Annotated in this window: 21 protein-coding genes; 11 read left to right on the top strand and 10 right to left on the bottom strand. The window is 63.1% G+C overall.

Going from position 1 to position 22,280, the window contains the following annotated elements:
• Positions 1–22: 22 nt before the first annotated feature.
• Positions 23–247, top strand: coding sequence for a hypothetical protein (locus D3227_RS32660; RefSeq protein ID WP_120018303.1), 225 nt, complete (start codon positions 23–25; stop codon positions 245–247).
• Between the two features lie 130 nt (positions 248–377).
• Here the strand turns inward: D3227_RS32660 and D3227_RS41265 are convergent, their stop codons facing one another.
• The 3 genes from D3227_RS41265 to D3227_RS32650 form a co-directional block, all read right to left on the bottom strand.
• On the bottom strand, positions 378–608 hold the full coding sequence (locus D3227_RS41265) for a hypothetical protein (protein ID WP_147377733.1): 231 nt from the start codon (positions 606–608) through the stop codon (positions 378–380).
• Positions 609–710: 102 nt separating this feature from the next.
• Complete coding sequence (locus D3227_RS32655; RefSeq protein ID WP_120018302.1) at positions 711–1,259, bottom strand: DUF924 family protein; 549 nt, start codon at positions 1,257–1,259, stop codon at positions 711–713.
• A gap of 3 nt (positions 1,260–1,262) precedes the next feature.
• On the bottom strand, positions 1,263–3,101 hold the full coding sequence (locus D3227_RS32650; protein ID WP_120018301.1) for a monovalent cation:proton antiporter-2 (CPA2) family protein: 1,839 nt from the start codon (positions 3,099–3,101) through the stop codon (positions 1,263–1,265).
• Between the two features lie 250 nt (positions 3,102–3,351).
• Between D3227_RS32650 and D3227_RS32645 the strand changes: the two genes are divergently transcribed.
• Positions 3,352–3,618, top strand: a complete 267-nt coding sequence (locus D3227_RS32645) for a hypothetical protein (protein ID WP_006206106.1) — start codon at positions 3,352–3,354, stop codon at positions 3,616–3,618.
• 73 nt (positions 3,619–3,691) lie between these two features.
• Here D3227_RS32645 and D3227_RS32640 read toward each other — a convergent pair whose 3' ends face one another.
• From D3227_RS32640 to D3227_RS32625, 4 genes are all read right to left on the bottom strand, one after another.
• The gene (locus D3227_RS32640) at positions 3,692–4,246 is read right to left on the bottom strand and encodes a hypothetical protein (RefSeq protein ID WP_120018300.1); all 555 of its coding nucleotides are present in this window, start codon (positions 4,244–4,246) and stop codon (positions 3,692–3,694) included.
• A 90-nt stretch (positions 4,247–4,336) separates the two neighbouring features.
• Positions 4,337–5,434, bottom strand: coding sequence for a YcjF family protein (locus tag D3227_RS32635; RefSeq protein WP_120018299.1), 1,098 nt, complete (start codon positions 5,432–5,434; stop codon positions 4,337–4,339).
• Positions 5,431–6,906 carry a YcjX family GTP-binding protein gene (locus tag D3227_RS32630; protein WP_120018298.1) on the bottom strand — a complete coding sequence of 492 codons (1,476 nt, stop codon included), beginning with the start codon at positions 6,904–6,906 and terminating at the stop codon, positions 5,431–5,433. Before D3227_RS32630 ends, D3227_RS32635 begins: the two co-directional genes overlap by 4 nt.
• A gap of 64 nt (positions 6,907–6,970) precedes the next feature.
• The gene (locus D3227_RS32625; RefSeq protein ID WP_120018317.1) at positions 6,971–7,474 is read right to left on the bottom strand and encodes a SixA phosphatase family protein; all 504 of its coding nucleotides are present in this window, start codon (positions 7,472–7,474) and stop codon (positions 6,971–6,973) included.
• A 233-nt stretch (positions 7,475–7,707) separates the two neighbouring features.
• Here D3227_RS32625 and dksA point away from each other — a divergent pair, with 233 nt between their 5' ends.
• On the top strand, positions 7,708–8,124 hold the full coding sequence (gene dksA, locus D3227_RS32620) for an RNA polymerase-binding protein DksA (protein WP_006202025.1): 417 nt from the start codon (positions 7,708–7,710) through the stop codon (positions 8,122–8,124).
• Between the two features lie 115 nt (positions 8,125–8,239).
• Here the strand turns inward: dksA and D3227_RS32615 are convergent, their stop codons facing one another.
• A complete protein-coding gene (locus D3227_RS32615; RefSeq protein ID WP_167480954.1) occupies positions 8,240–8,965 on the bottom strand; it encodes a flagellar biosynthetic protein FliO in 726 nt (241 codons plus the stop codon).
• A gap of 212 nt (positions 8,966–9,177) precedes the next feature.
• On the opposite strand from D3227_RS32615, the gene cckA reads away from it, so the two are divergent.
• Both cckA and D3227_RS32605 read left to right on the top strand, forming a co-directional pair.
• On the top strand, positions 9,178–11,751 hold the full coding sequence (gene cckA / locus D3227_RS32610; RefSeq protein WP_120018297.1) for a cell cycle histidine kinase CckA: 2,574 nt from the start codon (positions 9,178–9,180) through the stop codon (positions 11,749–11,751).
• A gap of 248 nt (positions 11,752–11,999) precedes the next feature.
• On the top strand, positions 12,000–12,707 hold the full coding sequence (locus D3227_RS32605) for a purine-nucleoside phosphorylase (RefSeq protein ID WP_120018296.1): 708 nt from the start codon (positions 12,000–12,002) through the stop codon (positions 12,705–12,707).
• 108 nt (positions 12,708–12,815) lie between these two features.
• Here the strand turns inward: D3227_RS32605 and D3227_RS32600 are convergent, their stop codons facing one another.
• Together D3227_RS32600 and D3227_RS32595 are read right to left on the bottom strand one after the other, a co-directional pair.
• A complete protein-coding gene (locus tag D3227_RS32600; RefSeq protein WP_120018295.1) occupies positions 12,816–14,729 on the bottom strand; it encodes a PhoX family protein in 1,914 nt (637 codons plus the stop codon).
• 130 nt (positions 14,730–14,859) lie between these two features.
• Positions 14,860–15,255: a hypothetical protein gene (locus tag D3227_RS32595; protein WP_120018294.1), complete on the bottom strand. Its 396-nt coding sequence runs from the start codon at positions 15,253–15,255 to the stop codon at positions 14,860–14,862.
• A 305-nt stretch (positions 15,256–15,560) separates the two neighbouring features.
• Here D3227_RS32595 and urtA point away from each other — a divergent pair, with 305 nt between their 5' ends.
• From urtA to D3227_RS32565, 6 genes are all read left to right on the top strand, one after another.
• The gene (gene urtA, locus D3227_RS32590; RefSeq protein ID WP_120018293.1) at positions 15,561–16,871 is read left to right on the top strand and encodes an urea ABC transporter substrate-binding protein; all 1,311 of its coding nucleotides are present in this window, start codon (positions 15,561–15,563) and stop codon (positions 16,869–16,871) included.
• A 136-nt stretch (positions 16,872–17,007) separates the two neighbouring features.
• Positions 17,008–18,624 (top strand): urea ABC transporter permease subunit UrtB, encoded by a 1,617-nt coding sequence (gene urtB, locus D3227_RS32585; protein WP_120018292.1) that lies wholly within the window; start codon positions 17,008–17,010, stop codon positions 18,622–18,624.
• On the top strand, positions 18,621–19,853 hold the full coding sequence (gene urtC, locus D3227_RS32580; protein WP_120018291.1) for an urea ABC transporter permease subunit UrtC: 1,233 nt from the start codon (positions 18,621–18,623) through the stop codon (positions 19,851–19,853). Before urtB ends, urtC begins: the two co-directional genes overlap by 4 nt.
• Before the next feature lie 3 nt (positions 19,854–19,856).
• Positions 19,857–20,603, top strand: a complete 747-nt coding sequence (gene urtD / locus D3227_RS32575) for an urea ABC transporter ATP-binding protein UrtD (RefSeq protein WP_120018290.1) — start codon at positions 19,857–19,859, stop codon at positions 20,601–20,603.
• Between the two features lie 69 nt (positions 20,604–20,672).
• Entirely contained in the window at positions 20,673–21,368 is a 696-nt protein-coding gene (gene urtE, locus D3227_RS32570) for an urea ABC transporter ATP-binding subunit UrtE (protein WP_120018289.1), read from the top strand.
• Positions 21,369–21,912: 544 nt separating this feature from the next.
• Positions 21,913–22,089, top strand: coding sequence for a hypothetical protein (locus D3227_RS32565; RefSeq protein WP_120018288.1), 177 nt, complete (start codon positions 21,913–21,915; stop codon positions 22,087–22,089).
• Positions 22,090–22,280: the final 191 nt, after the last annotated feature.

The following is a 22,280-nucleotide window of genomic DNA, read 5'->3' as shown; positions in this document are numbered from 1 at the left end:
GCATCTAGCCTGGCCGCCGCAAATGGACGAGATCGGTGGAAGCGGTCGCTTAGTTCTCGACGACCAAGGTGCCGTCTGTATCTTGGTAAACGAACAACTCGGCGGCGTCGTGTTTTTGGCGGTCGATCGAGATCGCGAGGAAGTCATCCCGGCCCAAGCGAAGGGTAATCTCTTGATCGGTAGATGTAACGCGTTCGATTACGATCCGCCTGCTGCGTCACTCATGCGCAGCGACACCTCCGAATGAACGGTAAGCCCAGTCCCGTCGGAGAAAAGAACAGCGATCCCAAACCCCGGCTCGCCCCTTTCAATTGAGCGGATCGACTTGCCGATCATTCGTTCTCCGAGGGTTGCACAGCACTCTTCCCGATCTGTGGCTAGCCTGCAGCAGGATCCGTTGGTGGAAGGCGAACCTTGGCTCTGGCAATCATCCATTCGACTACTTCAACAGGCACTCCGGACTGACACAAGGTAATCGCCATCTTCCCATCGACATCTGAGAAGAAAATCTCGCCCACTATGTGCTTGTCTTGGTCGACAAGCTCCAGATACATGCCATCACGTTGAACATCGCTGCCAATCGTGGCTTCATAATTTCGTCCTGCCAACAATCATGTCGCCAATATCCGCGAATGAAGCACGGACCGCAATGGGTCCGAACTCGTCGTTCGGATTGATCGGGTTTTGATCTTGATGCTGCCGGGCGCCAATCAGCCGGAAAACCCGCCACCATCGAGAAACGCCTGTTCCTCCGGCGTCGTCTCGCGGCCGAGCATCTTGTTGCGGTGCGGAAAGCGGCCGAAGCGCTGGATGATATCGCGGTGCTCGATCGCGTATTTCAGGTAGGCTTCGGCCCGGGTCTGCGTCAGGTCGACCGACCTTTCCTGGTCGGCGAGCAACTCCGAATGTTCGTATGGCAGATAGAGGAAAACCCGCAGATCCTGCTCGAGTAAAAGGTCGTGGCCCGCGGCGATAGCCTTGCCGGCGAAATGCCTCGCTAGCGGGTCGGTCGCAAACATATGGCCGGTGCCGCGAAAGCAATTGCGCGGAAACTGGTCGAGCAGGATCATCAGCGCCAGCGACCCCTCGGCATGTTCCGACCAGGCATCGCATTCGCGCCGCGCGGCGGCGTAGTGCAGGTCGAGGAACCGAGCGCGGAAGTCGGTATCGAAGGCGTCGTTCTTCTCGAACCACGCATCTTCGCCGGCATCGCGCCAGAATTTGGCGACTGAGAGCACCCGCTTGTCCAGTTCGGTCATTGCTTACTCCTCGGCAGGCTCGGATTTGTGCAGCACGCCGGCGGTCTCCTCGTTGAGTGCCTGGCCGGCACGCCGCGGCGGCGTCAGCGGCGCCGGAATCGGCGTGCCGATATTGCCCTTGAGGAAGCGCGCCCCGGCGCGAACGCCTTCGGCCAATTGCGTTTCGAAGCGGGCGGTGTCACGGCGGCGGACATCCTCGATCACCTCGGCGACGTCGTCCGGATCGATCCCCAGCGCTTCCAAGGCGGAGCCGCCGAAGACAAGCGCCGATTCGAAGGTTTCACGCAGCTGGAAGTCGACGCCGGCACGAATGAGCTGCAGCGCGGTGCCGCGATCGAAGGCGCGCGCCAGCACCGTCAGCAGCGGAAATTCGGCCTTGATCAATTGCGCGATGCGCACGGCTGCCTCGGGTTTGTCGACGCAGATCAGCACCGCGCGCGCCCGGCCGGCGCCGGCCGCATGCAATATGTCCAGCCGCGTGCCGTCGCCGTAATAGACCTTGAAGCCGAAATCGGCCGCCGCCTGGATCATCTCGACCTCATTGTCGATGATCGACACGTCGATGCCGCGCAGCAGAAGCGGCTGGCTGGCGATCTGGCCGAAGCGGCCGAAGCCGATGACCAGCACACTGCCGGAAAGGTCCGCGGCGACGTCGACCCCATCGAGCGACTGCTCGTCGCGCGGCGTGAGATAGCGCAGCGCGATGATGGCCAAAGGCGTCAGCACCATGGAGATGATGACGATCGCGGTCAGCATCGCATTGGCGCGGCTGTCGATGATGCCGACCGTCGCGGCGGCGGAATAGAGCACGAAGGCGAATTCGCCGCCCTGCGCCATGAACACGGCGCGTTCGAGCGCTTCGCGGTGGCCGCTCTTGAGCATGCGGGCGACCAAGTAGATGCCGAGCGCCTTCATCACCATGTAGGTGACGACGTAGATGGCGATCAGCCGCCAGTTCGCGACCACGACGTGCAGGTCGAGCGACATGCCGACGGCAAGGAAGAACAGGCCGAGCAGGATGCCGCGGAACGGTTCGATGTCGGCCTCCAGCTGGTGGCGGAAGGTCGATTCGGACAGCAGCACGCCGGCCAGAAACGCGCCCATCGCCATCGACAGGCCGGAGAGCTGCATGGCCAGAGCCGACCCCAGGACGACCAGCAGCGCGGCGGCCGTCATCACTTCGCGAGCGCGGGCATCCGCCAGGATGCGGAAGAACGGATTGAGCAGGTAACGACCCGCCACGACCAGCCCGATTATAGCGGCCAGACCGATGCCGACTTCCGTCAGCCGTTGCGACAGGCTCATATCGGCGCCGCCCGGCGCCAGGAAGGCGATCAACGCCAGCAGCGGCACGATCGCCAGATCTTCCAGCAGCAGGATGGAAACGATGCGCTGGCCCTTGGGCGTGGCCATCTCGCCACGCTCTTCCAGCAATTGCATGACGATCGCCGTTGAAGTCAGCACGAAGCCGGCTCCGGCGACGAAGGACACCGCGATCGGAAAGCCGCCGGCCAGCCCGACACTGGTCAACAACAAGGCGCACACGCCGACCTGCAGGGCGCCGAGGCCGAAGATCTCACGGCGCAGGCCCCACAACCGTGACGGCTGCATTTCCAGCCCGATGATGAACAGGAACATGACGACGCCGAGTTCGGCGACATGAAGAATCGCTTCCGATTCGGAAAAGATGCGAAGTCCGAACGGCCCGATCACCACGCCGGCGGCGAGATAGCCGAGAATCGAGCCCAGCCCCATGCGTTTGAAGATCGGAACGGCCACCACGCCGGCGGCAAGCAGCGCCACCACCTGGATCAGATCGCTGCCCGATGCTTCCGCCGCCATGCCTGCTCTTCCGTTTCCTGGAGGTTCCTCGCATATGCTGCGGAATCGAGACCAAGGATAGGGACTTCGGCCGAGATCGAACAGAGCGAATCGGCGCGCTACGGTCCCGGCACTGTTGCAGCCTCGTTACACAAGTTTATGCGGTGCTCGCGTTGCGTGTCACCACAATCAGCGGTTAAGGGACGCTTGGCTTCGGCCATTGGAGGGGGGTGACGATCAAGTCGCCGCCCTTTTTGAGGAGATGACTGACATGAAGAAGTTTTTGCTCGTTGCCGTGGGTGTTGCGGCGCTTGCTGGGTCGGCCTGCTCGAAGGCACCTGAGTGCACCGCCGAAATGGCGACCAAGAAGGCGCAGGACATGACGACCGCGCTGCAGGAAGCCATCACCAAGGATCCGTCCAAGGCAGCCGATCTGACGGCCAAGGTGCAGGCGGTGACGACCAAGTATCAGGGCGCCACGACGCTGGACGAAGCCTGCAAGGCCTATGACGAGCTGACGGCCACCATCAAGGGCTGATTGATCGTTCGGAAATTGAAGAAGGCGGTGGCCCTGGTGGGCCGCCGCCTTCTTTATTGCCCGCTGCCGTTGCTCAGTTCGGCGTGATGGAGCCGACTTCGACTGCATCGACCCGCTTCAGGCTCATGCCGATGACCGGCACCAGCTGCTCGTCGACACGCACCGCGACGGTCACCGTCATCGAGTTGTCGTCGGGAATGCGGGCCTGCATGACACCGCGCAGCTGTTTGCGGTTGATGGTGAAGACGACTTTGTGGGCGTCGACGACATTGCCGCCGATAATGTCGAGGCCTGACCCCGCGGTGCCGCCCATGAAGTTGCCCTTGTAGCCGTCGCGGCCCTTGCGTTCGACGGACGCCGACATTTTCTGGGTGAACATGCCGACCCGGCATCCGCCGTCGAGCGTCATGCCGGTCTTGCCATCGGGAGTCGCGCCGTTGAAACTGCAGGTGAATTTCGTGCCCTTGTACTTGCCGGCGACGATTTCGCCCGGGCCGACCCACTTGCCTTCCACCGATTGAAAGAATTGCTTGTCGGGTTCCGCGCCAAACGCCTTTTCAACGAGGCCGAAAGGGGCTGCAACCGCGACCGCGACAGGCAGGACGCTGGATAGAATAACGCTTTTCATCGACCACACCCGGCAACAAGGAAGCTGTTCTTGGAACACTTCCGACCATGAACAAGATTGGTTAATGCTTGGTGACTGCGGGGCGTCTCTTCACTTGCCGGAGGTCGACGTTTCACTTTCTTTCTTTGTCGCGAACGATGTCAGCGCGGACAGGAAATCGCCCAGTCCCGGCCGTTTGGCGGCGATGAAGGGCAGGGGCCGCGCCGTCTCCATCGCGGCAATGCCGATGCGTGCCGTCATCATGCCGTTGACGACACCTTCGCCGAGCTTGGCCGAAAGGCGCGCGGCAAGGCCGTGGCCGATGATCTGCTGCACGAAACTGTCGCCGACCGCGATCGAACCGGTGACCGCGAGATGGGCAAGAACGCTGCGCGCCAGCCTGAAGAAGCCCAGCGTGCCCGGCCGGCCGCCGTAAAGCTCCGACAGGCGGCGAATGAGCCGCCCGGCCTCGAACACGACATAGGCGACGTCGACGACGGCCCGCGGGCTGACCGCCGTCACCAACGACACGCGCTTGGCCGCTTCGAGGATCATCACCTTGGCACGGGCATCCAGTGGTCCGAGGATCTCGGTCTCGGCCAGCCGCACCAGATTGCCGCCGTCGATGATCTCGCCGCGCAGCTCGGCCAGCGAGCGCCTGCCGGCCGCGGTTTCGGGTTTTGCCGCGACAAAGGCCGAAAGCTCGTCGACAACGGCCCTCGCGGCCTTCGGATCGTCGCGCGCCACCGCATCCAGCGACCGCTTCTGCAGTTTTTCGACCTCGGCCAAGCGGGCAATCGCCAGGAATTCGCGCACCAGGATGACCACAAGCGCCAGCACCGCGATGGCAGCCATTCCGGCAGCCAGCCAGCCTAGCCATTCGGCGCGCTCGAACAGGTCACGAATGAGCTGGTCGGTCCACAGGCCGACGGCCAGCGAAACCAGGACACCCAGCGCGCCGAAGAACAGTCTGCCGAGCAGCGAACGCTTGCGCGGCGCGGTGGCGGGCGGCGGTTCGGCGGCGACGATGTCGGGTTCGTCGAAAACATCGACCTCGGCTGGCACGACGACAGCGACGCCAGCCCCTGCGGCGCGCGGCTTGCGCGTCTGCGGCGGCTCGGCATGGGCGCGACGCGCTTCTCGCGCCTCCTGCTTCGGTTCGGGCTCCGGCTCGATGCGGAATGCCGCGGGTCTGCGGGGCGCTGTCATGCCAGGTGATCTCCGATCAGGAACTGCAAGGCGCGGTCGAGCCTGATATGCGGCAGCGACAGCGTAACGCCTTCGGCCGTGCGCTCAAGCTTTGGCGGACGAAAGCGCACGAAACGGATCGCTGGCCCGTCAGCATCAGGTTGCTGCGACCCCGAAACATCGAACACCGCATCAGTTTTCTCGGGTAAGTCACCGGGAAATATGGCGGTTTCGGCTTTGCCATCGAATGTGTCGCCATTGATCCTTTCACCCTTCAGCGGTGTGCCGATGATGACGGGCAAGGTCTCGCGGTCCTGCTTGACCGTACCTTCGCGCGTCGCCCGCACCGCCGCCATGGCGACCACGTCGACATCGGCGCCGGTGAAATTCGCCCGCGCCACCGCCCGGTCGGCCAGCCGACGTACGATCGCCTGCAGCCGGTCGTGGCTTTCGTGATGCAGCTGATCCGCCTTGGTCGCGGCCACCAGGATGCGGTCGATGCGCCGCGAGAACAGGTCGGTGAGGAAATTGCCCCGCCCAGGGCGGAAACAGGAGAGAATCTCGGTGACGGCGCGTTCCAGGTCGGCCATGGCGCCGGGGCCGGCATTCAATGCCTGCATGGCGTCGATCAGCACGATCTGACGGTCGAGACGCGTGATGTGCTCGCGGAAGAACGGCTTGACGACATGCGTCTTGTAGGCCTCGTAGCGCCGCTCCATCATTGCTTGCAGCGATCCGGAACGCGGCCGCCGGTCGCTCAGTGCCAAAAGGGGCGAGAAGGTCAGCGCGGGCGAGCCCTCGAGGTCGCCCGGCATCAGGAAGCGGCCCGGCGGCAAGGTCGAAAGCGCCCGTTCGTCGAGTTTGCATGCCTTGAGATAGGCGGCGAAGCTCTCGGCGAGGCGGCGCGCCGTCATTTCGTCGGCGTCGGCATTCGGATCGATCGTGGCGGCAAGTGCCCGCCAACTTTGAGAAAGGTCGGCGCGCACCGGCAGCGCCGCCATCTCGACCGCTTCGCGTGAAAAATCGGCGAAGGATTTGCCGAGCAACGGCAGGTCGAGCAGCCATTCACCGGGGTAGTCGACGATATCGATCGACAGTTTGCCGGCTGAAAACATGCGATTCCAGCCGGAAGCCGATTCGTATTCGATGGTCAGCCTGAGTTCCGAGATGGCGCGCGTCGATTCGGGCCAGACGCGATCGTTGACCAGCGCTGCGATATGATCCTCGTACTGGAAGCGGGGAACGGCATCGTCAGGCTGTTCCTCGAGGAAAGCCCGGGCGATGCGCCCCGATTTCTGCGCCTCGAACAACGGCAGGCGCCCGCCATAGATCAGATTGTGGACAAGGGCGGAGATGAACACCGTCTTGCCGGCCCGGGAAAGACCGGTAACGCCCAGCCGCAGCGACGGGGAAAAGAGCCCGGTGGCTCGCCCGGAAAGTGTATCGAGCGCTATCTTGGCTTCGTCGGAGAATGTGGTCAGCGATGATGCCAAAATGGGGTCTCTCGGGCGCTTGTCAGGCTCCGATATAGGCTTTGGAATTGTGGTTTGAAATGGTTCAGAGGTCGGCAGGCGTCAGAAAGGCTTCGAGATAGCCATTGCCTTGCGCAGCACTGGCAAGGGCGCCGGCGAAGCGCACGACCGCAAGACCGGAGGTGGGAAAGCCGTGGTTCATCATGCCCCGGGCGGCTTCTTCGCCATCACCCGAGACCGCCATGGCCAGATCCTCCGTCATCGGGTTGTGGCCGATGACCAGCAGCGAACCAGGCCCGCCATTGTCGCGGATGAGGGTGAGGTAACCGGCGGCGTCCTCGCTGTATAAAGTGTCGAAGAACAGCACCCGGCCGGTGTCGGTCTGCCCGGCCAGACCTTCCAGCGTCTGGCGCGCACGCTTGGCGTTGGAGCAAAGGGTGACGTCGGGAACATAGTTGCGGACGCGCATGGCCTCGCCCATCAGTTCGGCGTCGGCAACGCCGGACGCATCGAGCGGACGATCGAAGTCACGGACGCCGGGCAACGCCCATCCAGCCTTGGCATGTCTCAACAGGTAAAGTCTGCTCACGGCTCCCTCACGCCACAAGACACCCGCCCGATTAGCCATCAGAACGGCCTGCTGCACAATGGCTGGCACCACTCAAGCACAACAAATCATGTCAGAATTCGCTCGCGCCCTTGAAGCAGAAGGGTTCCGCCATCAACTGCTAACATTTGCGTGACTCTATCGCCGATTGCGCTTGTGCAGGCTTCGGTCCGCGAATATATAGGCGCCAAATTTGGGGTTGTTGGGTGAGTCGCATGAACGACATCGTTACCGCCGATTACGTACCCTCCGAAGACGAGCCGTTCATGAACGAACGGCAGAAATCCTACTTTCGCCTAAAGCTCGTCACCTGGAAGAACGACATTCTGCGCGAAGCGCGCGAAACTCTCGAAATTCTGCAGCAGGAAAACGCCAACCATCCCGATCTGGCCGATCGCGCCTCGTCGGAAACCGACCGCGCAATCGAGCTTCGTGCCCGCGATCGCCAGCGCAAGCTCATTTCGAAGATCGATTCGGCGCTGCAGCGCATCGATGAAGGCACCTACGGCTATTGCGAGGAAACCGGCGAGCCAATAGCGCTGAAGCGGCTCGATGCGCGCCCGATCGCGACCTTGTCGATCGAGGCGCAGGAGCGTCACGAGCGCCGCGAGAAGGTCTATCGCGACGACTGACGCGAGCAAAACCAAGCAATTTCATATTCATGGCCGGGTTTTCCGGCCATTTTTGTGCCTGGCTTGTCCAGTACCGGGAAAAGTGAACAAAAACAAAGAGTAGAGCGCTTCAGCTCTAGCGCTTGTGGTTGGCCAGTTCGCCAAGAAGCTTCGTCATCTCGTCGTCGAGCGATTGCGGTGGCGCATTGGCCGCCGTTTGGCTCGCAGGCCTGGGGTGCGAGTTGTCCAGCGAGACCTCGAGTTCCTGCATCAGCGTGTCATCGATGGATTCCTGCTTTGCCGGCGCTGGGGTGTGCCTGGCGGTGTTGATGGTCGACCCATAGGCCGGAAGCGGCGTAACGTTGCTCGCCTGATAGTTGGGCACGGCAGGTTTCGGCGCCGGCGTGACAGGGCGTGGCCGGGCAGGGGCCAGAGCGGCACTGACCGGCTGCGGTGCCGGCGGCGCCTGCTTTGCCGGTGCCGGGGCAGGCTGGACCGCGCGCGGCCGCGGCGCCTGGGCCTGCTGTTGGCCGCCATCTCCGGTCAGTGCCGGGCGGCGGGGTGTCGCCAGCCGGATATCGCGCTCGACGACGACGTCGGTCGGGCCGCCGATCAGCAGCAGGTGCTCGATGTCGTCGCGGCGCACCAGCACCAGCCGGCGGTGGCTGTCGACGGCGGTGGCGTCCATGACGGCGAGCCGCGTCTTGCGGTTCCTGCCGCCGGCGACGAACGTCCCGAAAGTCAGGCTGCGGACAAGTTTGACGATGAGCAGAACGACGACCAGCAGAACCAGGGCCGCAAATGTCCACAGGATTGCGGCGACATATCCAGGACCCGCCACGCCATCCAGCCACTGCAGCATCGGTGCCCCCAATCGGCTTTTGAAGTGAGGCGACACTAGACTGTAGCGGCAGGCCACCGCAAGTTACCTTTCCGCTTCGTGAACAGCTTGAAACAGCAATGGCCGAACGGCGCCATTTTTATCTGACATTTGCGGCCGGGGCCTTTTCCGGAATAGGAGAATGTGATTCAACCGGGCAACGCCGGTAGACCGGATTCACGAGCAGGGGGCACATGGCCAAGGAAACGCGCGGCGATTTCTATCCGGTACCTATCGTCGATCAGAACACGCGTCCGGGCGCCGTCACCCGGCTCATCATCTTCATCGCCGTCCTGACCGGCGCCGCGATCATCTTCGGGCTTTTCCGCGAGCGCCTTGGCGATCCCTTCCTGCTTGGAATGCTGGGCGTGCTGGCGATGATCGGCGTCGGCTTCCTGTTTGCCACGGCAATCGGCTTCGTTCAGGTCGCGCCCCGCTCGACCAGCGACGAACTGTCGAAGGCCTTCGTCGATTCGATGTCGCAAGGCCTTCTGGTCACCGACACCAAGGGCCGTGTCGTCTACGCCAACCGCGCCTATGCCGACATGACGGGTGCTGCCTCGGCGACCGACCTCAAGACGGTCGAAGGCCTGCTTTCCGACGTTCCCGAGGCATCGATGACCATCTACCGACTGGCATCGGGCCTGCGCGACGGCCAGCCGGGCGACGGCGAGTTCCGGTTGGCCCAGTCAATCAAGCCCGGCGCCGAGTCCGGCGCGCGCTGGTACCGCGCCCGCGCCCGCACCTTCAACGTGCCGGGCCAGAGGTTGCCGATGCTGGCTTGGCAACTCGCCGACATCTCGCAGGAGCGGGCCGAGCAGGAGCGCTTCTTCCTCGACCTGCAAAAGGCGATCGATCACCTCGACCATGCGCCGGCCGGCTTCTTTTCGGCCGACCAGGAAGGCCGCGTCACCTATATCAACGCCACGCTTGCGGAATGGCTGGGCATCGACCTTGCCAGCTTCACGCCCGGCGCCGTCTCCTTGCCAGAGATCGTCGCCGGCGACGGCATGGCGCTGGTCCGCTCGGTCAAGGCCGATCCGGGCACCACACGCAACGCCGTCATCGATCTCGACCTGACGACGATGACCGGCGAGGCGCTGCCGGTGCGTTTCATGCACCGTGTTTCGGCGAGCCGCGAGGGCATCGGCAGCCCAACCCGCACCATCGTGCTGAACCGGACGCAGGGCGAGGATGCTTCGGCCGATCTTCGCGCCTCGGAGGTCCGCTTCACCCGTTTCTTCAATTCGACGCCGATGGCGATCGCTGGCGTCGACGCCAGCGGACGCATCCTGCGCACCAATGCGCCGTTCCTGTCGCTGTTTTCCTCCGTCGTCGACCGCGACGCTGTCGACCGCCGCGTGCGGCTCGACACGGTCATCCACGAGCGCGACCGGCCGGCATTCGCCGAGGCCTTCGAAAAGGCGCGACAGCGGCAGGCCGACATCGAGCCCATCGACACGCTGCTGCCCGGCAATGACGATCGCCACATCCGCTTCTACGTCAATGCGGTCGCCGACGGCACCGGCGGCGAGGGGGCCGAAGAATCGGCCATCGTGTATGCCGTCGAGACCACAGAGCAGAAGGCGCTCGAGGGCCAGATGGCGCAGAGCCAGAAGATGCAGGCGGTCGGCCAGCTTGCCGGCGGCATCGCGCACGATTTCAACAACGTGCTGACCGCCATCATCATGGCATCCGACCTTTTGTTGACCAACCACCGGCCGTCGGATCCGTCCTTCCCCGACATCATGAACATCAAGCAGAATGCCAACCGGGCGGCCTCGCTGGTGCGTCAGCTTCTGGCCTTTTCGCGCAAGCAGACCTTGCGGCCGGAAGTGCTCAACCTGACAGACGTGCTTGCCGACCTCAGGATGCTGCTCGCCCGCCTGGTCGGCAACGACATCAAGCTCAAGGTCGACCATGGCCGCGACCTGTGGCCGGTCAAGGTCGATATCGGCCAGTTCGAACAGGTTGTGGTGAACCTCGCCGTCAACGCGCGCGATGCGATGCCGGCAGGCGGCGACCTTACGGTGCGCACCCGCAACGTGACGGCGGAGGAGTGCAAGACATTCACCTATCGCGAACTCACCCCGGCCGACTATGTGGTGGTCGAGGTCGAAGACACCGGCAGCGGCATTGCGCCCGATGTGCTGAAGAAGATATTCGAGCCCTTCTTCACCACCAAGGAGGTCGGCAAGGGCACCGGCCTCGGCCTGTCGATGGTCTACGGCATCATCAAGCAGACGGGCGGCTTCATCTTCTGCGACTCCGAAGTCGGCAAGGGTTCGGTGTTCCGCATCTTCCTGCCGCGCCATGTCGCCGAGGTGAGGGCAGCGAGCGACCCCGGCGAAGCGCCGGCGACGCCGGTCAAAGCGGCCGACTCGGCCAAGGATCTGTCGGGCTCGGCCACCGTGCTGCTGGTCGAGGACGAAGATGCCGTGCGCATGGGCGGCATGCGGGCGCTGACGTCGCGCGGCTACACCGTCCACGAGGCGTCGTCGGGCGTCGAGGCACTGGAGGTGTTCGAGGCGCTCGGCGGCAAGGTCGACATCGTCGTCTCCGACGTGGTGATGCCGGAAATGGACGGGCCGACGTTGCTTGGCGAATTGCGCAAGCGCCAGCCGGACATCAAATTCGTCTTCGTCTCCGGCTATGCCGAGGACGCGTTCGCGAAAAACCTGCCGGCCGACGCGCATTTCGGCTTCCTGCCGAAGCCGTTCTCGCTCAAGCAGTTGGCCACGATCGTCAAGGACGTGCTGGAATCTTAAAGGAATTCCGGGAAAACGGTTTTCCGTCCGGAATTGCGTAAAAACAAATAGTCGCGTGCCCGCCTGAATGTGAACAAGCTCACAGACGCCCGCGCCATGCCGTTTACACGTGGCGGCGCCGGAGAACGAGCCGTCCGTTCATAACCAGTGAGGTCCGGCCACTGGAGCTTCGCAATCGGCGCTTGCGCATCGACGCCAGCCTGCCATGATTGCGGTGACAAAAGCGGCGGGGATTTGGGGTAGATGCCGTGACGCCGCACAATGAAGCGGAGAAGGGCGATTATGCCGAAACGGTGCTGTTGCCGGGTGACCCGCAGCGCGCCGAATGGATGGCTGAGACTTTTTTGGAAGCGCCGCGCTGCGTCAATCGCCGCAGGGGCGCGCTTGGCTTCACCGGGCTGTTTCGGGGCAAGCCCGTCAGCATCCAGTCGACCGGCATCGGCGTCTCGTCTTTCCTGATCTACGCCCACGAGCTGCTGGATTTCCATGGTGTCAAAACGCTTATCCGCACCGGCACATGTGGTGGCCTGAGCGAGGAGGTGGCGCTGCGCAGCGTCGTCATTTCGAGCGCCGTTCGCGCCGAGAGTGACCGCAGCGGCCAGGTCTTCGGGATGTACGAACCGGCAGGCCCCGATCCGACGCTGCTTACGCTGGCCTTGCAAAAGGCGGTCGACCTCGGCATCGCCTGGAGCGCGGGGCTGACAGTCTGCAGCGACATATTCTATCATCCCGATGGGCGCGACCGCTTTGCCGAAGCGCAGGCGCTTGGGGCAGTGGCGGTCGATATGGAAACCAGCGCGCTTTACCGCATTTCAGCTCATTTCGGTGCGCGTGCCTTGTCGCTGCTGAATGTGGTCGATCATGTCACCACCGGCGAGCAGACCGACTATTGCGAACGCCAGGCGCTCTTCACCGACATGACGCGGCTGGCGCTCGAAGTGGCGGTCGACAGCTAGGCGGGGCAGCGATCTATCAAAAGCTGAACCGCCCTACGCATACCCTCCCGACTGCCTGTTGGCGCGGAACATATCTGGCAGTTCTGCGCCCCTTTTTGCGATGCTGCGCTATGCGCCGACCGGCTGCGTATCCTTGCGGCGGATGGCAACCACCGAGGGGCGTGGCGGCTGGCCGTCCTTGAAATCGGGCCACAGCGTCTGAGCCTTGTCGAGCGTCTCTGCATCTTCGGCCGGATGTTGGACCGACAGGAACAGCGTCGTGCCATCCGGCGTGAAGCACGGGCCGGTCGCTTCGGCGCCATGCGGGCAGGTGAACAGCAGTTTTGGCAGGCCGCGCGCAGCACCCTCGGTGTCGACACCATAGACGCCGTCCGGCAGGTCGAAATCATTGGCGCCGTCCGTCGCCACCCACAGCCGGCCGGCCGGATCGAAGGTGATGTTGTCGGGGCAGACGAACCAGCCATTGTCCGAGGTGTCCGGATGGAAGGTGGCGCCGACCGCGGCGTCCTTCGGATTGCCGCACAGCACGAATAGATCCCAGGCATACTTTTCCGCCGTATGGTCGGCGGCCGCGCCGCGGCCGCCGGGCGGGATCAGCTCGACGATGTGGCCCCAGAGGTTTTCCGGCCGCGTGTTGGCCGGATTGACCTTCGACTGGTCGCGCTTCTTGTTCTTGGTCATCACTGCATAGACGCGGCCGGTCACCGGGCTGGTCTCGATGTCCTCGGGCCGGTCCATTGGCGTGGCACCCAGCACATCGGCGGCTAGCCGCGTCTTGAGCAGCACCTCGGCCTGGCCGGCAAAGCCGTTCTCGCCGGTCAGCTTGCCCTGGCCGTGAACAAGCGGCAGCCAGCTCATCGTGCCGTCGGCATCGAAACGCGCCACCGACAGCACGCCGTCGTCGAGCAAATTGTTGCCGGAGGCGGGGTTCGCCGGATCGTAAGCCTTGTTGGAGACGAAGCGGTACATGTATTCAAAATAGTCATCGTCGCCCATGTAGACGACGACGCGGCCGTCCTTGTTGAGCACGACAGTGGAGGCCTCGTGCGACATGCGGCCAAGTGCTGTCCGCTTCACCGGCTTCGACTGCGGATCGTAGGGGTCGATCTCGACCACCCAGTCGAAACGATTGGCCTCGTTCGGCTCCTTGTCGAGGTTGAATCGGTCGTGGAAGCGGCCGCGGCCGTAGATGTCGGAGCCGTCGAAACCGTAGCGATCGAGTATATCGGCAATCGGCGCAGCCGTTGGGTCGCCGCCGAATAGGTCGGAAACACCTTCCTCGCAGGTCAGCACCGTGCCCCAAGGGGTGACGCCGCCGCTGCAATTGTAGCTGGTGCCGAACACCTTTGCGCCGGTTGTGTCGGCCGAAGTCTTCATCAGCGAATGGCCGGCAACAGGCCCGGAGACGGTCATTTCGGTGGTCACCGTAATGCGGCGGTTGAGAGGGCTGTCTTCGACGATAGACCACTTGCCGTCCTTCAGGATCGCTTCGACGATTGAATGGCCCATCGCGGCCATGCCGAGGTCGACCTGCTCCTTGGTCATCGCCTTGCCGGCATCGTCCTCGGTCATGCCGGGAAACATCACATTGGGCGAGAGGTATTCGTTGTTGACGCAGAGCAGGCCGTGGTCGGAATTGACCGAGCCCTTCGGCAGCGGCATGAAGGCGATGAAGTCGCAATTGTAACCAAAACGCTTTTCCTGCTCGTCGGCTGAAACCTTGTTGCCGTCGAACTCCGGCAGGCCGGCAGCAAGCGCGTCGCCCCAGCGCGCGACGATCGTCGTCTCATAGCCTTCGGCGGCGGCATGGGTCTTGTCATAGACGCGCTTCAGCTCGGGAAAGCCGAGCGTCGAGAGCGCTGCCGCGGCATGGGTTTCGCCGGCAAACAACGAACCGACGAAGCTGCCGCCGGCGATCAGCGCCCCGGAGGCAAGGCTGCCTTTCAGCACTTCGCGGCGCGAGACGCGCGCGGCAATGACGTCGCGAATGGCGGGGGAGGATGAAGACGGTGCGTTGGCCATGGTGTCTGCCTCTCAGGGTGGATGGTGACGGCGCACCGCTGCCTAGTCTGCTTCGGCAACATCCCGATGACATGAGAGGAAAGCACGTTTCGCCGCGACGATGCGGCAGGCCAGCGGCAGGCGTCGCCGCTCAGCTTCTGGTGCAGGTCGAAGCGGTAAAGGCGCCGTCGGGCTGTTTCATGATGATGTCGAAGGAGGGACTGGTCTGGCCGTCCAAGGTGGCTTGCGTCATCGAGATCGAATTGCCGCCGGTCGAGTAGCCACCGAGAGGGCCAAGCCAGCTGATCACGCCATTGGCGTCCATCTGATAATTGTAGGCTTGCGGCGCGGTCCCGAACGTCACCGGGCCCTTATAGACGTTGCCCTTGATGGTGATGTCGCCGAGGTTGAGGAACAGGCCGAGCAGGTAGACTTCGCAATGATAGGTCCCGTCGGGCATTTTGCCGTCGGCGAAATCGGCGCGTGCGCTGCCCGTGGCGGAGACCAGAAGCAAGATGCTGAAAATGCAAGTAATCCTGGATACCATGACGTCGCTCGCTTGAACGCCGACCTTGCCTCATTTCTACGCCGCGCCGCAACCCGTCGACGTATGTCGTCTCGATATGCATGCCCCAAATTTAGGCATTGGCAGAATTTGGGCAAAATCTAGGCAAGTGTGCGCAATTTCTCCTCATTCGGGTTTTTTGTCGGCACCATTCATGCTTGGCGTCTAATATAGTAACCGGCTGATAAGACTGGAATATCCCGGCGTGACCGACCTCGTTTCACAGTTTGGCATGGCGGTTGCATAGCTTTGTTGCGGTGCAATCAACCAGCTCGGGAGTGTGGAATATGAGGGGAAATTTCTCAAAAATAACAAAAATGTTTTCGGCAAGCGTGGTTGCTGCCGGCCTGTTGATGTCGGCTCCCGCGAGGGCGGCGGACGACACGATCAAGGTCGGTATCCTGCATTCGCTGTCGGGGACAATGGCGATTTCGGAAACGACGCTGAAGGACGCCATGCTGATGCTCATCGAGGAGCAGAATGCGAAGGGTGGCCTGCTCGGCAAGAAACTCGAAGCGGTCGTCGTCGATCCGGCGTCTAACTGGCCGCTGTTCGCCGAAAAGGCGCGCGAACTGATCTCCAAGGACAAGGTCGCCGCCGTGTTCGGCTGCTGGACCTCGGTGTCGCGCAAATCGGTGCTGCCGGTGTTCTCCGAACTCGACAACATCCTGTTCTACCCCGTCCAGTATGAGGGCGAGGAAAGTGAGCGCAACGTGTTCTACACGGGTGCAGCGCCAAACCAGCAGGCGATTCCCGCCGTCGACTATCTGATGAGCGAGGACGGCGGTTCGGTGAAGCGCTGGGTGCTCGAAGGCACCGACTATGTCTATCCGCGCACCACCAACAAGATCCTCGAAGCCTATCTGAAGGCGAAGGGCGTCGCGGCGGAAGACATCATGGTCAACTACACGCCGTTCGGCTTCTCCGACTGGCAGACCGAGGTCTCGGCGATCAAGAAGTTCGGCTCGGCCGGCAAGAAGACCGCCGTCGTCTCGACCGTCAACGGCGACGCCAACGTGCCGTTCTACAAGGAACTCGGCAACCAGGGCATCAAGGCCGAGGACATCCCGGTCATGGCCTTCTCGGTCGGCGAGGAAGAGCTTGCCGGTCTCGATACCGCGCCGCTGGTCGGCCATCTCGCCGCCTGGAACTACTTCGAAAGCGTCGACACGCCAGAGAACAAGAAGTTCATCGCCGACTGGCATAAGTTCATCAAGAACGACAAGCGCACCACCAACGACCCGATGGAAGCCCATTATATTGGCTTCAACATGTGGGTGAAGGCGGTCGAGAAGGCCGGCACCACCGATCCGGACAAGGTCATCGACGCCATGATCGGTGTCTCGGTGCCGAACCTGACCGGCGGCTATTCGACCATGATGCCGAACCATCACATCACCAAGCCAGTGCTGATCGGCGAGATCCAGGCCGACGGCCAGTTCGAGACGGTGTCGCAGACGCCCGGCCTCGTCATGGGCGACGAATGGTCCGACTACCTGCCGGACTCCAAGGACCTGATCTCCGATTGGCGCGCGCCTCTGTCCTGCGGCAACTTCAACGTTGCCACCGGCAAGTGCGGCGGCAAGGGGACCAACTGATCCCGGCCTGGACCGCCAGGTCCATGGCCCGGTCTGGACCGTCAGGTCCATGACCAAGACCGCGAAGTGTCCGGGCGAGCTCATCCTCAGTCCGCCCGGACGCGCAATTCCAGCTCCCAGAAGAGTATCTGAACGGATGATCCTGTTGCGCGCTCTCGGTCTCACTCTGTTGTTCCTGATGGCAAGCCTGTTGCCGTCGAACGCTGCCGAAGCCGACCTGCGCGCCATCATCGCCAAATTCGCCACCGGCACCGGCTTCTCGGCCACCGAGGCCGTGGTGCGTGAACTCGCCGCCACCGGCGATCCTGCCGTTGAACGTCCGCTTGCGGCTCTGGTCGAGGGCAACCTCTACATCCGCAAGGCCGATTCCGCGGTCTTCGTCGGCAACGAAAGCGGCGACAGCGTCGCCTTGCTTGACCCACTGAGCGGCGAGAAATCCGCCGAGGCCGCCAAGGCCGACATCACCAAGATCAAGGTCAACAACGGGCTGCGCCGCGTCATCCGCGACGCGCTGGGCACGCTGACGCTGCGCGCCAAGGATCCGACTGTCCGCATCGCCGCCGCCGACACCATGCTCAAGACGCCCGATGCCGCCAACATCGAACCGCTCGATGCGGCCATCGCCGCAGAGACCGACGCCAACGTCAAGGCGCTGTTCGAACAGGCCCGCGCCGCGTCGGTTCTTGTTTCCGACAGACCCGAGGCCGACAAACTCGCCGCCGTCGCCCTGATCGGCGCGCGCGGCGACCGCGATGCGCTTTCCCTGCTCACTTCGGTGGAAGCCAATTCGCCAGGCGCGGTGAAGGATGCGGCGACCGCCGCGATCGGCACCATTAACTCGTCGCTGGCGCTGTGGGATGCCGCCCAGAACATCTGGTACGGCATCTCCCTGGGCTCGGTGCTGCTGCTCGCCGCGATCGGCCTCGCCATCACCTTCGGCGTCATGGGCGTCATCAACATGGCGCATGGCGAGATGGTCATGCTCGGCGCCTACACCACCTTCGTCGTCCAGCAGGTGATCCGAACCTCCTTTCCCGGTCTGTTCGACTGGTCGCTGGTTATCGCCCTGCCGCTCGCCTTTCTTGTTGCCGCTTTGGTCGGGCTCATCATCGAGCGCGGCGTCATCCGCTTCCTCTATGGCCGGCCGTTGGAAACGCTGTTGGCAACCTGGGGCGTCTCGCTGATCCTGCAGCAGGCCGTGCGCTCGATCTTCGGACCGACCAACCAGGAGGTCGGCAACCCGTCCTGGATGTCGGGCTCCGTCGACATCGGCCAACTGGCGGTGACCTGGAACCGGCTCTGGATCCTAGTCTTCGCGCTCGGCGTGTTCGCGGTGCTGCTCTATGTCATGAAGCGCACGCCCTGGGGCCTGCAGATGCGCGCCGTCACCGCCAACCGCCGCATGGCCGCCTCGATGGGCATCAGGACGCCCTGGGTCGACGCGCTGACTTTCGCGCTCGGATCCGGCATTGCCGGCATCGCCGGCGTCGCGCTTAGCCAGATCGACAATGTCTCGCCCAATCTCGGCCGTGGCTACATCATCGACAGCTTCATGGTCGTCGTGTTCGGCGGCGTCGGCAATCTGTGGGGCACGCTGGTCGGCTCCTTCTCGCTGGGCATCGTCAACAAGTTCCTCGAGCCTTATGCCGGCGCTGTACTCGGCAAGATCGTCGTACTCGTCCTCATCATCCTGTTCATCCAGAAACGCCCGCGCGGCCTGTTCGCGCTGAAGGGCAGGGCGGTGGAAGCATGATCACCGGACGCTTCTTTGCCGCCGGCGCAGACCGCCGCATCGCCATCACGATTCTGATCCTGCTGGCGGCCGCGATCATCGTGCCACTGCTGAATCTGGCGGTGTCGCCGGCGAGCGCCTTCTACATCCCGTCCTACATCGTTGCGCTCACCGGCAAGTATCTCTGCTACGCGCTGCTCGCCCTGGCGCTCGACCTGGTCTGGGGCTATTGCGGCATCCTCTCGCTCGGCCACGGCGCCTTCTTCGCGCTCGGCGGCTATGCGATGGGCATGTACCTGATGCGCCAGATCGGCTCGCGCGGCGTCTACGGCAATCCGCTGCTGCCCGATTTCATGGTGTTCCTGAACTACAAGGAACTGCCCTGGTTCTGGTACGGCTTCGACCATTTCTGGTTCGCGGCGATCATGGTGCTGGCGGTGCCTGGCCTGCTCGCCTTCGTCTTCGGCTGGTTCGCCTTCCGCAGCCGCGTCACCGGCGTCTATCTGTCGATCATCACCCAGGCGATGACCTACGCGCTGCTGCTTGCCTTCTTCCGCAACGACATGGGCTTTGGCGGCAACAACGGCCTGACCGATTTCAAGGATATTCTCGGCTTCAATGTCCAGGCCGACGCGACGCGCTCGGCCTTGTTCGCGGCCAGTGCGATCACGCTTGCGCTTGGCGTCTTCGTCACCTGGGCGATCGTCGGCTCGAAATACGGCAAGCTGCTGATGGCGGTGCGTGACGCCGAAAGCCGCACGCGTTTCCTCGGCTGGCGGGCCGAGAACGTCAAACTGTTCGCCTTCACCGTGTCGGCGATCATAGCCGGCATTGCCGGCGCGCTCTACGTGCCGCAGGTCGGCATCATCAATCCCGGCGAATTCGAGCCGTCCAATTCGATCGAGGTCGTGGTCTGGGCCGCAGTCGGCGGGCGAGGCACGATCGTCGGGCCCATCATTGGGGCGTTGCTCGTCAACGCCGGCAAATCTTGGTTCACCGGCGCGCTGCCGGAATTCTGGCTGTTCGCGCTCGGCGGCTTGTTCGTCGCCGTAACGCTGTTCCTGCCCAAGGGCATTATCGGCATGTGGGACTCATGGCGCGGCAACGCCAGGGCCATGAGGGCGGCCTCGCTCGCCGAGGAAGCCGGCACAGATCCCGACGTCCCGCCGCCGCCAAAGGTCGTTCGCAGCGCGGCGACAAGGCCGGGCGACTGGTCTGCGTCCGGCCCCGAACCACAGCCGGCGGAGTGAGCGATGTCGAAGTCGAACACCATCCTCTATCTCGACGGCGTCTCGGTTTCCTTCGACGGGTTCCGCGCCATCAACAATCTGTCGCTGGTGCTCGACAAGGGCGAGATGCGCGCCATCATCGGTCCCAACGGCGCCGGCAAGACGACGATGATGGACATCGTCACCGGCAAGACGCGACCCGATGAGGGCGAAGTATTCTTCGACGGCCAGGTGGATCTCACCAAGCACGACGAGGCCGAGATTGCCATGATGGGCATCGGCCGGAAATTCCAGAAGCCGACTGTCTTCGAAAGCCACACTATCGAAGAGAACCTGATGCTGGCGCTGAAGGGCCCGCGCTCGATCTTCCCGGCGCTGTTCCACCGCCGCTCGGCGGCCGAGGCAAGGCGCATCGACGACATACTTGGCATCATCCGGCTCGGCGACAAGCGAGGCGAACTCGCCGGCAATCTGAGCCACGGCCAGAAGCAGTGGCTGGAGATCGGCATGCTGCTGGCGCAGGATCCAAAACTACTGCTGGTCGACGAGCCGGTCGCCGGCATGACCGACGCCGAGACCGAAGAGACCGCGCGCCTGCTCAAGGATATCGCCCGCGACCATTCGGTCGTCGTCGTCGAGCACGACATGCATTTCGTCCGCGAACTCGGCGTCAAGGTCACCTGCCTGCATGAAGGCTCGGTGCTGTCTGAAGGCTCGCTCGATTTCGTCTCGGCCGACGAGCGTGTCGTCGAAGTCTATCTCGGGAGATGAGCATGGTCTGGCGGGTGCAATTCCATCGCTTCGATCTGTCGTTTCTCAGGTTCTGGAGAAGGCGCTGACATGCTCGAAGTTTCCAACGCCACGCTTCACTACGGCGCCGCCCAGGCGTTGCGCGGCGTCTCGCTCAAGGCCGGCGCAGGCCAGATCACCTGCGTGCTCGGCCGCAACGGCGTCGGCAAGACCAGTTTGATGAGATCGATCGTCGGCCACCACCGGCTGACGAGCGGAAGTGTTGCCTTCGAGGGGAAGGCGCTCGACCGGAGCGCGGCGTATGACCGCGCCCGGTCGGGCATCGCATTCGTGCCGCAGGGCAGGGAGATCTTCCCGCTGCTGACGGTCAAGGAAAACCTCGAATCGGGGTTTGCCCCTCTGAAGCGCGCCGAGCGCAACATTCCAGGGCATGTCTTCGAGCTATTTCCGGTATTGAAGCAGATGCTGTCGCGCCGTGGCGGCGACCTCTCCGGCGGCCAGCAGCAGCAGCTCGCCATCGGCAGGGCGCTGGTGATGCGGCCGAAGCTCCTGGTGCTCGATGAGCCGACCGAAGGCATCCAGCCCTCGATCATCAAGGACATCGGCCGCGCCATCCGCTATCTGCGCGACCAGGCCGGCATCGCCGTGCTCCTGGTCGAGCAATATCTCGATTTCTGCCGCGAGCTCGCCGACGAGGTCAACATCATGGACCGCGGCCAGATCGTCCATACTGGTCCGGCGGAAGATTTAGACCGGGCGGATGTCAGGAAGTTCCTGACGGTGTAGCTTCTTCGATGCAGGACAGTTGGAAGCCGGGAACGTGAATCGTTCGCTTTGGCGAATAGCAACCTTGAAGATTAGCCGGAACCGTCCATCCCGTCGTCATCCTGGGGCGAAGCAAGGAGCGAAGCGACGCGGCGCAGACCCAGGATCCATGCCGTGACATCCGCCGAAGAGTCCGGCGGTGCAAGAAGAGCCATTCTTTGGCGCCTTCCATCCTAGATTTTGCACCGTCGTGACGCTCTGATGTCACTGCATGGATCCTTGGGTCTTCGCTCCGCTTCGCGTTCGCTACGCCCAAGGACGACGAAGTTATGAAGGCCTGCTCAGTCTTTCCTCAATCTAAGCTCTGCAACTGTAGCGCGCCAAGAACTGCATGCTACTCTTTGCTTGGCCTTGGTGAGTCGGCCACTTTCCGTACCAGTCTGTTTGGGTCATATCGAAGGGCGCGGGCTCGGCGGCAAGTTCCACGCAAGCATGGCCTCCTATCCTCCTCCTGCGATCTGAGTTGTTCAACGCGTTTGGGCAATCTGGCTAGGGGGAACGGCCAATGGAGCGTTTTGTCGAGGACTACCAGAAACGGCGGCTCACAGAGCGCGTCGACATCATCACCGCCATCAACATCCTGAGGTCGCAGGGCTACGATCCAGACGAACTGATCGGCGAGATCACCAAGGTGTTCTACGTCGACCTCGATGCCTACAACGAGATCGTCATGGCCGCATAGGGCCAGCGACGTGCTCCAAGCTGTGTTGAGATTCAGGTCAGGCCGTGCCGAGAATGGTGGGGTCCGAGAACCGGAGCGGAGCGTACTTGAAGTACGTGTTGGGGTGGACGGCCCCCGACGGCATCGTGATGTGCCAGAATGAGGTCGTTGAGATCTCAAGCAAGGGAGACCGTCCGTGGAAAATCTTATTC

The sequence above is a fragment of the Mesorhizobium waimense genome, from assembly GCF_003601975.1.
In the GTDB taxonomy this organism is placed as follows: Bacteria; Pseudomonadota; Alphaproteobacteria; order Rhizobiales; family Rhizobiaceae; genus Mesorhizobium; species Mesorhizobium waimense.
Note: the sequence above shows the minus strand (reverse complement) of the source record. Positions and strands in the feature narration are given on the sequence as shown.

What these genes read in the sequence shown, in the direction of transcription:
- D3227_RS32660 (WP_120018303.1), top strand. Translation starts at nt 23, where the DNA reads ATGGACGAGATCGGTGGAAGCGGTCGCTTAGTTCTCGACGACCAAGGT.
- D3227_RS32655 (WP_120018302.1), bottom strand. Translation starts at nt 1,259, where the DNA reads ATGACCGAACTGGACAAGCGGGTGCTCTCAGTCGCCAAATTCTGGCGC.
- D3227_RS32650 (WP_120018301.1), bottom strand. Translation starts at nt 3,101, where the DNA reads ATGGCGGCGGAAGCATCGGGCAGCGATCTGATCCAGGTGGTGGCGCTG.
- D3227_RS32645 (WP_006206106.1), top strand. Translation starts at nt 3,352, where the DNA reads ATGAAGAAGTTTTTGCTCGTTGCCGTGGGTGTTGCGGCGCTTGCTGGG.
- D3227_RS32640 (WP_120018300.1), bottom strand. Translation starts at nt 4,246, where the DNA reads ATGAAAAGCGTTATTCTATCCAGCGTCCTGCCTGTCGCGGTCGCGGTT.
- D3227_RS32635 (WP_120018299.1), bottom strand. Translation starts at nt 5,434, where the DNA reads ATGACAGCGCCCCGCAGACCCGCGGCATTCCGCATCGAGCCGGAGCCC.
- dksA (WP_006202025.1), top strand. Translation starts at nt 7,708, where the DNA reads ATGAACGACATCGTTACCGCCGATTACGTACCCTCCGAAGACGAGCCG.
- D3227_RS32615 (WP_167480954.1), bottom strand. Translation starts at nt 8,965, where the DNA reads ATGCTGCAGTGGCTGGATGGCGTGGCGGGTCCTGGATATGTCGCCGCA.
- cckA (WP_120018297.1), top strand. Translation starts at nt 9,178, where the DNA reads ATGGCCAAGGAAACGCGCGGCGATTTCTATCCGGTACCTATCGTCGAT.
- D3227_RS32600 (WP_120018295.1), bottom strand. Translation starts at nt 14,729, where the DNA reads ATGGCCAACGCACCGTCTTCATCCTCCCCCGCCATTCGCGACGTCATT.
- D3227_RS32595 (WP_120018294.1), bottom strand. Translation starts at nt 15,255, where the DNA reads ATGGTATCCAGGATTACTTGCATTTTCAGCATCTTGCTTCTGGTCTCC.
- urtA (WP_120018293.1), top strand. Translation starts at nt 15,561, where the DNA reads ATGAGGGGAAATTTCTCAAAAATAACAAAAATGTTTTCGGCAAGCGTG.
- urtB (WP_120018292.1), top strand. Translation starts at nt 17,008, where the DNA reads ATGATCCTGTTGCGCGCTCTCGGTCTCACTCTGTTGTTCCTGATGGCA.
- urtC (WP_120018291.1), top strand. Translation starts at nt 18,621, where the DNA reads ATGATCACCGGACGCTTCTTTGCCGCCGGCGCAGACCGCCGCATCGCC.
- urtD (WP_120018290.1), top strand. Translation starts at nt 19,857, where the DNA reads ATGTCGAAGTCGAACACCATCCTCTATCTCGACGGCGTCTCGGTTTCC.
- urtE (WP_120018289.1), top strand. Translation starts at nt 20,673, where the DNA reads ATGCTCGAAGTTTCCAACGCCACGCTTCACTACGGCGCCGCCCAGGCG.
- D3227_RS32565 (WP_120018288.1), top strand. Translation starts at nt 21,913, where the DNA reads ATGGAGCGTTTTGTCGAGGACTACCAGAAACGGCGGCTCACAGAGCGC.